The 8,411-nt window shown below is 34.9% G+C and carries 8 protein-coding genes; 1 reads left to right on the top strand and 7 read right to left on the bottom strand.

Features of this window, described 5'->3' with window-relative positions; genetic code table 11:
* The 6 genes from Q7P22_RS05470 to acpS form a co-directional block, all read right to left on the bottom strand.
* Window positions 1-1,461: NAD(+) synthase (locus tag Q7P22_RS05470; protein WP_303861685.1), on the bottom strand; the 1,461-nt coding region annotated here is incomplete at its 3' end.
* A 200-nt stretch (window positions 1,462-1,661) separates the two neighbouring features.
* Window positions 1,662-2,606, bottom strand: coding sequence for an NAD(P)/FAD-dependent oxidoreductase (locus Q7P22_RS05465; protein WP_303861683.1), 945 nt, complete (start codon window positions 2,604-2,606; stop codon window positions 1,662-1,664).
* On the bottom strand, window positions 2,587-2,832 hold the full coding sequence (locus Q7P22_RS05460; protein ID WP_303861680.1) for a hypothetical protein: 246 nt from the start codon (window positions 2,830-2,832) through the stop codon (window positions 2,587-2,589). Before Q7P22_RS05460 ends, Q7P22_RS05465 begins: the two co-directional genes overlap by 20 nt.
* A 77-nt stretch (window positions 2,833-2,909) precedes the next feature.
* A complete protein-coding gene (hisC, locus tag Q7P22_RS05455; RefSeq protein ID WP_303861677.1) occupies window positions 2,910-3,971 on the bottom strand; it encodes a histidinol-phosphate transaminase in 1,062 nt (353 codons plus the stop codon).
* A gap of 116 nt (window positions 3,972-4,087) precedes the next feature.
* Window positions 4,088-5,596, bottom strand: a complete 1,509-nt coding sequence (locus Q7P22_RS05450) for an NAD(P)H-hydrate dehydratase (RefSeq protein ID WP_303861674.1) — start codon at window positions 5,594-5,596, stop codon at window positions 4,088-4,090.
* A 1-nt stretch (window position 5,597) separates the two neighbouring features.
* The gene (gene acpS, locus Q7P22_RS05445; protein ID WP_303861672.1) at window positions 5,598-5,981 is read right to left on the bottom strand and encodes a holo-ACP synthase; all 384 of its coding nucleotides are present in this window, start codon (window positions 5,979-5,981) and stop codon (window positions 5,598-5,600) included.
* Window positions 5,982-6,318: 337 nt separating this feature from the next.
* Between acpS and Q7P22_RS05440 the strand changes: the two genes are divergently transcribed.
* On the top strand, window positions 6,319-7,374 hold the full coding sequence (locus tag Q7P22_RS05440) for a rod shape-determining protein (protein WP_303861669.1): 1,056 nt from the start codon (window positions 6,319-6,321) through the stop codon (window positions 7,372-7,374).
* A 96-nt stretch (window positions 7,375-7,470) separates the two neighbouring features.
* On the opposite strand, the gene Q7P22_RS05435 is transcribed toward Q7P22_RS05440, so the two are convergent.
* On the bottom strand, window positions 7,471-8,307 hold the full coding sequence (locus Q7P22_RS05435) for a DegV family protein (RefSeq protein WP_303861666.1): 837 nt from the start codon (window positions 8,305-8,307) through the stop codon (window positions 7,471-7,473).
* Window positions 8,308-8,411: the final 104 nt, after the last annotated feature.

Raw genomic sequence — 8,411 nt, 5'->3', positions numbered from 1 at the left:
AGACATATGGTCTCCGTTATAAGTTGCCCAACCAAGAGCTAATTCAGAGAGATCTCCTGTACCAATGACAATACCACCGTTTTTATTCGCTAAATCCATTAGTATTTGTGTTCTTTCACGAGCTTGTGCATTCTCATAAGTAACATCTTGTTGATCTAAACTGTGTTCAATGTCTTTAAAGTGCTGGATGCAGGCATCTTTAATGGAAATTTCTTTTATGGATACATGCAATTTTTTCATGAGTGCAATAGCGTTATTATAGGTTCGATCTGTAGTGCCAAAACCAGGCATAGTCACTGCTAAAATATTTTTGCGGTCAATCTTCAACTGATCACAGGTTTTAGCGCATACTAGCAAGGCAAGAGTGGAATCCAACCCGCCTGATATCCCTACTACCATTGTAGGTAAGCCTATATGAGTTGCCCTTTTTCCTAATGCCATCGTTTGAATATTAAAGATTTCTTGACAGGTTGTATTTCTAGCCTGCTGGCCACTTGGTATGAAAGGATGAGCTTGAACTTTGCGCATTAGTTCATGTTGTACATCTTTTGTAGTAAAGGAAATAAAATCGTAGTATTCTTCCTTATTTCTCAAGTGTTCTCTTAGATGCGTAGCTTTTAAACGATCATGGTTGATTTTATCTATATCGATATCGGCAATGCTTATATTTGATTCATAACGAAATCTCTCACTTTCCTCTAAGAGGACGCCACTTTCGCATATAAGTCCATGTCCACCAAAAACTAAATCCGTAGTAGATTCTCCAAACCCACTTGATACATAGGCGTAAGCTAAAATGCCCCTTGCCGATTGTTGCTCAACTAGTGTTCTTCTGTATTCGCTTTTTCCAACTGCCTCATTGCTCGTCGATGGATTTAGTATAAGAGTCGCACCTGCCTGGCAATAATAACTGCTTGGTGGTATAGGAGCCCATAAATCTTCACAAATTTCAACGCCTACAATCAGCGGCTTATAAGTATCGTGTTGAAACAACACATCACAACCAAACAACACATCTTGCTCACAATAAGAAATCTTTTCATTACTATCTATATTGAATCCACTTGCAAACCATCTTTTTTCATAAAATTCATCAGAATTAGGCAAGTACTTCTTAGGTACTATGGCTAATAGTTTACCCTTATTGATGACAATAGCACAATTATAAATTTGAGTTTTTACTCGTACTGGAGCGCCAATAACCACCATCAGCGGATGTGGGGAAAGAAAATCACAAATCTCTCCTATGGATTCCTCCACTTTATTTAGCAAAATATCCTGATAAAACAAATCTCCACAAGTATACCCTGATATACATAGTTCTGGGTATACCACAACCTCCACATCCTTTTTAATTACTTCTTCAACCGTTTGAATGATTTGGAGTTTATTGTATTCACAATCTGCTACTTTTAGTTTGGGTGTAACTGTAGCTATCCGAACATAACCTTTATCATGCATGCCTTTCACCTCTTCTTTGGTTAATATGTGCTTGCTTTTTATATTAAACTTTTATGTGTTTTTACGCAATAAACCGTTGAAAAAAGTTTGTGGAAAGCGGAAAGAAAAAAGATACTTTCCCCTTTTACGTTTTCCTGTCTAAACACTTACCAACCCAAGTTTTAAGTAAAGCTTATGCCACCATTGGCGGCTTTTAGCTTTTACTGACCGCCTCTTTTTAGCTTCTCCACATACTTCCTCACTTCATTCCCTGCAATAGCTCCATCGGCTGTTGCTGTCGTTAGTTGTTTGAGCACTTTTTTTCTTACATCGCCTATAGCGTATAGACCTGAACAGGATGTTTCCATTTTCTCATTTGTAATGATTCCATCTTCTTTATCTACATGGACGAAATCTTTAACTAAGTGAGTATTTGGTGTGAATCCGATAAATTCAAAACAGTACTCGCAGACCATTTCAAAATACTCTTTTGTCTTTTGATCTTGCAATATTGCTTTAGTTAAATGATCTTCTCCTAAAAATTTATATACTCTTGTATTCCAAAGGAATTGGATTTTGTCCTTTGGCAACATTTTAAATTTATCTTTATCACTACAATCCGTTTGACCTACGGGATTGGTACTAGAAATCACGACAGAATCTGCAAATTGTGCAAGAAAAGTAGATTGATCTATTGCACTGTCTCCTGTTCCAATTACCAGTACTTTTTTACCCTTTGTCTCCGCACCATCACAAACGGTGCAAAAGGAGATACCTTTCCCAATAAAATATTCTTCATTAATAGCTCCAACTCTTTTAGGCCGACCACCTGTAGCTAAAATCACTGCATACGTCTTGTAGGCATTGTTATTGGTCTCGACTAGTTTGATTGGTTCATTCATATGCAAACATTGCACAGACTCATATTGAAATTGTACATTAGAATGAAGGGCTTGCTCATAGAACTCATCCATTAAATCGATGCCATTGACTCCGAGAGGAAATCCAGGATAATTTCCAATGTGATAACTCTTATTGGCTAACCCGCCAATAAGATCTTCTTCTATAATAAGTACCTTTAGTTCGCTTCGACCACAGTATATTCCTGTGGTTAAACCTGCTGGACCTCCACCTACGATAATAACATCATATATTGTATTGTTCATTGTAAAATGAAATAATATATCTCATGATATTCTTATCTATCCTGTATATTTCTAAATGGTAGTTTTTTTCCATACACATTCGCCTAATTTTCCCGGACACACAAAAGGTATCACAATTGACGATTAGGATTTCATCATAGGACATCGTTTCTACGGCACTAATCACTCTTCCCATGGCTGGAGTACAACCAAGTCCATATAAATTTAAAGTTCTTTTCTTATCCACTTTATTCATCCTTTCATTGGGTATATCATTTCCTATTAATATATTCCAGTGGAAGGACTTTGTTTACCTTATAAGACTTAGGCAGGGATAATTTCTCGTAAAATATGGATAAAAGTATTCATTTCTTCTTCACTACCTATTGTAACTCTTAGGTGATTGTCAATTCTAGCATGATTAAAATGTCTTACTAATATGCCCCGCTCTCTTAAAGAACAAAGCAATTCTTTTGCCTGTATTTTAGTATGACTCATAAAAATAAAATTTGTTAAAGATGGGATTACTAGAAAACCCATGCTTTTTAGGTCTTGACTTACTTTTTCTCGTGTTTCTATAATTTTATTTTTTGTTTCTTGAAAATATTCTTCGTCCTTTATAGCCTGCACCGCCCCACATAATGCTAGGCGATCAAGGGGATAAGAATTGATAGAATTTTTTACATGATTTAATGCTAAAATCAAATCTTTATGACCTAAAGCAAAACCCACTCGAAGACCTGCTAAAGATCTGGATTTGGACAAGGTTTGCACTACCAAAAGATTTGGATATTGATCAATGAACTCTACTGCGCTATTTCCACCAAAATCAATATAGGCTTCGTCAATTATCACTATCTTTTCTTTATTAAATTGTAGTATCTCTTCGATGCTTTTTAGAGATAGGCATATGCCCGTAGGCGCATTAGGATTAGGAAGAATCACGCCACCCTTTGAATGATGCAGTTTATTTATTGGAACAGAAAAATCTTTCCTTAGTTTCACTTCTTCATAAGGAATATTGTATATATTGGAGTATACCTTATAAAAGCTATAAGTGATATCTGGAAAAAGGATTGGTTCATTTGGGTTAAAAAAAGCCATAAAGGAAAAGGCTAGAACTTCATCGGATCCATTTCCAAGAAAGATTTGATTGTCCTTTAATCCATAATAATCTGCAATGGTTTTTCTAAGCTCATCGCCATTAGGATCTGGATATAATTTCAAATTATCATTTGCTCCATTCTTTAGAGCTTCAAGTACGTTAGGGGATGGTCCATATGGATTTTCATTTGTGTTTAATTTAATATACTTTTTATCTTGAGGCTGCTCTCCAGGAGTATAAGGGTCTAACCTCTTTGCTAACTCACTCCAAAATTTGCTCATCTACACCACTCAACTTTCTTATATAATCCTAATCATCAGCTATTAGCCGCTAGTGCTTATGCATTCCTTGGGTTACTTTCGGCTTCCTTTCCTAGCGGCTATTTTATAGACTTTGGTCATTCTCTTGGTAATAATGTGTTTATAGCTAAAGGTAAATACTTTAACAAATCAGTAGAAAGCATAGAGTATTGTCCTAGATCTTTAGCACATAAATCTCCGCACAAAGAATGAAGATATACGCCTGTTTTAGCAGACTCAAGAGGGGAAAAACCTTGACCAGCTAAACTTGTAATGATTCCCGTAAGTACGTCTCCCATCCCTGCTGTCGCCATTCCAGGGTTTCCTTGTTCACAAAAATAAATTTCTTCTCTGTTACCTATAATCGTACAAGGACCTTTTAAGACAACAGTCATTCCAAATCGATCTGCTAGCTCTTGCACATACGTTACAGAATCATTGGCAATCTCATCGCAGCTTACTTTTAATAAATTTGAACATTCACCTGCATGAGGTGTAATGATTATATGGCTATAATCTTTTCCCTCTTGTAGGATGGCTTGAAGATAATAAATTCCGTCTGCATCGATTACCATAGGAATCTTTTTTTCTATTAAAATCTCTAACAATTGCCCATAGGAATCCTTTCTCCCTAAGCCTGGACCAAAAGCAATAGCAGCTTTTTTAACCAGTAACTCTAGAAGTTCGTCTTCTCCCTCATAAGTTCTTATCATGATTTCTGGATGGATATTATTCATTCTGTGAATGTATTTACTTAGGATTCCAATGGTCGATAAACCAGAGCCTGTACGCAAAGCAGAATATGCACTCATAATAGGTGCTCCTGTCATCGATTCGCTACCACCGAGAACTAGTACACTGCCATAATTGTATTTATGGCTGTTGTTTTTTCTCTTTGGCATTGGTAACAAATTGGAAGAGTCTAGGTAGTATTTATTAGACTTGTTTTCATCTTCTACAATACCAATATCCAATAAAATCTTTTTTCCTTGAACATCTTTAGCATCATTTAATAAATTACCTATTTTATAATTGTTTACGATCATAGTCAGGTCTGCTTTTATACAAGTTTCAGCTATTCTACCATTATCCCCTGTTAATCCAGATGGAATATCAATACTCGCCACATATGCAGTACTTTGATTAACTTTTTCAATGATTCTTTGAAAAACTCCTCTAATTTCTTTATTTAAGCCAATACCAAAGATTCCATCTACAATTAATGTAGACTTATCGATAATTCTTTCAAATTCAGAATAAAATTCTTCGTCTTTGTAATAAAAAATCTTTGCATTTAATGTAATAAGCCTGTCTAAATTCGCCTTTGTTTCTACAGTCATAGCCGATAGATTTCCAATTAGGATTACATTGATATCAAATCCATCCTTAAGAAGATGGCGGGCAATAACCAATCCATCCCCTCCATTGTTTCCCACACCAGAAAGTACGACAATCTTGTCCTGATTTAAACTAAGCTCTCTTTCCTCTAGAATACAATGATAAAGCCTTGTTCCAGCTTCCTCCATCAACTCTGTAGATGTAATCCCCTTAAGTTGACAAGTAAAAGCGTCCGCTCTTTTCATTTCATTAGTAGATAAGATTTTCAATTTATCCCAACCTTTCTGCTATAGCGATAGCATTGGCAACAGCATATTCTTTGCAATGAGAAATGGATAATAAAATATTGACAATATTCTTTTCCTGAGCAATTTTTTTTGCATTGCCATATAAATTTATAGAAGGCTTATTAAAAGAATCTTTTATTATTTCAATATCTATAAACCGAAAAAATTGAAAACCTGTGCCAAGTGCTTTGCTAACCGCCTCTTTTGTTGCAAAATATCCAGCTATAGATTGAGGATTATTTTTTTTAGACACAAAGTAAAGATTCTCCACCTCGGTAAAGTGCTTATATAAAAAATTAGGATGTCTTTCAACAGCCCTTCTAATTCGATCTATTTCAATGATATCAATACCTGTTCCGCAAATCATCTCATATCTCCCTTATATAAATATAAATTATTATATCACAAATTCCTATATAAACATTGTTTTTACTCTACTTTTGCGAGCTAATCTGCTGGTTTCGTATTTGACTCTCTTCTTATTTCTCTTGCTTTATTTTATTTCTACTTTCTTCGCCGCAGATTACTTCGACTGCTTTGCAGTCTCAGTCGTTTGCACTTGCTCATAAAAGTTACAACATTTTTTTGTGCAAGCACAAAATATGTCATAACTTTTGCGAGCCAATCTGCTGGTTTCGTAAATAGAATTTTTGAATATTGGAAGAATAATAGCACTGCTATTTTTTCGAAAGGAAAGAATCCATATGAATAAACTTATCGCAATAGACTTTGGCACATCTAATACATTAATCTATTCAAAAGAAAAGGGAGTTATTTTTCAAGAACCTTCTGTAGTGGCAATAGACAATAATATTAACAAAGTATTAACCGTAGGGAACGAAGCTCAACAAATGACTGGAAAGACTCCTACAAATATCAGCGTCATAAGACCTTTAAAATACGGTAGTATCGATAAATTTGATATTGCTATTCGAATGTTAAAAATGATGATTGATTACACTAAAGAGGGCAATCGCTTTTCTAAGGCCTTCGCAAAGGCTTATGTCCTCGTAGGTGTCCCAAGTATGATCACTCAAGTAGAAAGCAGGGGCATTGAAGAAGTTATTCACGAATCAGGGGCAAAAAAAGTAGTACTCGTTAAGGATGTGATTGCAGATGCTGTCAGCTTAGGAGAAGATATCTTCAAACCTAAAGTATCCTTTATAGTAGATATAGGTGGGGGCACAACAGATATTGCCGCTATTGCTTTAGGTGGTATTCTAGCTGAAGAATCTATTAAAGTAGGTAGTAATGATATTGATCTAGCCATTATCCAATACATTAAAAAAGAATATAATGTGGAAATTGGCGAATTAACTGCTGAACATTTAAAGATTCAATTGGCAAATGTAATCATCGAAAAAGAACAGTTTATGGAAATCATAGGTCAAGATTTGGCAAGTGGACTTCCCATTAATCTCAATATGAGCAATCAAGAAATTTATGAAGCAATTAGAATCCCTATTGAAAAGATATGTTCTAGTATTAAATCGGTTATAGAAAGCTGTCCTGCAGAAAGTGTAGCAGATATTCTTTCTAATGGCGTTATGTTAACAGGCGGAGGTGCCCAACTAAGAAACTTAGACAAATTGCTTTACCAGAAACTAGGCATACAGGCCTCAATAGTTCCTTCCCCAGAGTACTCAACGATTAATGGTTTAGGAAAACTATTAGACCATATCGATTCTATTCACAACATGGTCATAGAATACAGTCCTTATATTGGTAGAAAAAATCCTGATAAACCCACTGATGAATAAGTTCTACGTTCTATGTTCTATGTTCTATGTCATTATAGTCACCTTTGGTGACTATAATGCTTTTACTTAGAACATAGAACGTACATTTTAGAACTATTAATATGCAATGATAATACCACCTTCATCTGCATAAACTGCACTTAAGCCATTGGTTTCTGTAATGATAATCTCTTTAAAATTGTATTTTTCTTCAATGAGCTTCTTCACATATAAAGCTCTTTCTAAAGCATTGCAATGAGCAATTCCCAACTTCTTATTCTCACTAACAACACCTTGTTTTTCTATTTGATCAACTAATTTCTTTAAAGCTCCTTTAGATCCTCTACTTTGATCAATCATTTTGATTTCACCATTGCCATCTTCTGAGAGTATGGGCTTTATATGAAGAAATTGTGCAAATCTTCCTTTTAATTTACTTAATCGACCATTCTTCATCAGATTATCTAAACTATCTAGGACAAATATTGTCTTTAATTCAGATATATACTGCTCCACCTTTGAAACAATATCCTTTACTCCATTCCCTTCATCAATTAACTCTTTAATTTTTATAGCGATCATGGTCTCCCCAATAGCAGCAGTTAAAGAGTCAAAGACATGTATTGCCTTATCTTCAAATTGTTCCATGTACATCTTCTTTGCGGTCATAGCACTATTGTACGTGCCACTTAATTTAGATGAAATTGTCACTACAAAGATATTTTCATCGCCCTTATACTTTTCTAAGAACTCATTAGGAGAAGGACACGCTGTTTTTATAGCGTTAATCGATTCTTTCATCTTTCGAATAATCTTCTCACCTGTAAAACTCTCATCATCTACATAATCTGCTCCATCTATATTAATTGTAAAAGGTACTTTTGAATGATGTATCTCCCTTCCATACTTTTCGTCAAAGTCACAACTACTTGCTACAACAATTTTATAATCCATGTTTAACCTCCTCTTTATGTTAATATTATCATATTCGCTATGTTTTTTAAATCGCAAATTTCAAGTTTAAGTTAGCCACCCTTGTGATTCTGTTGCTAGGTCTA

This window comes from Alkalibaculum bacchi, from assembly GCF_937875145.1.
GTDB classification, from domain to species: domain Bacteria; phylum Bacillota; class Clostridia; order Eubacteriales; family Alkalibacteraceae; genus Alkalibaculum; species Alkalibaculum bacchi_A.
The sequence above is the reverse complement of the archived record's forward strand: the minus strand, read 5'-3'. Positions and strand labels throughout refer to the sequence as shown.

What these genes read in the sequence shown, in the direction of transcription:
- Q7P22_RS05440 (WP_303861669.1), top strand. Translation starts at nt 6,319, where the DNA reads ATGAATAAACTTATCGCAATAGACTTTGGCACATCTAATACATTAATC.
- Q7P22_RS05435 (WP_303861666.1), bottom strand. Translation starts at nt 8,307, where the DNA reads ATGGATTATAAAATTGTTGTAGCAAGTAGTTGTGACTTTGACGAAAAG.
- hisC (WP_303861677.1), bottom strand. Translation starts at nt 3,971, where the DNA reads ATGAGCAAATTTTGGAGTGAGTTAGCAAAGAGGTTAGACCCTTATACT.
- acpS (WP_303861672.1), bottom strand. Translation starts at nt 5,981, where the DNA reads ATGATTTGCGGAACAGGTATTGATATCATTGAAATAGATCGAATTAGA.
- Q7P22_RS05465 (WP_303861683.1), bottom strand. Translation starts at nt 2,606, where the DNA reads ATGAACAATACAATATATGATGTTATTATCGTAGGTGGAGGTCCAGCA.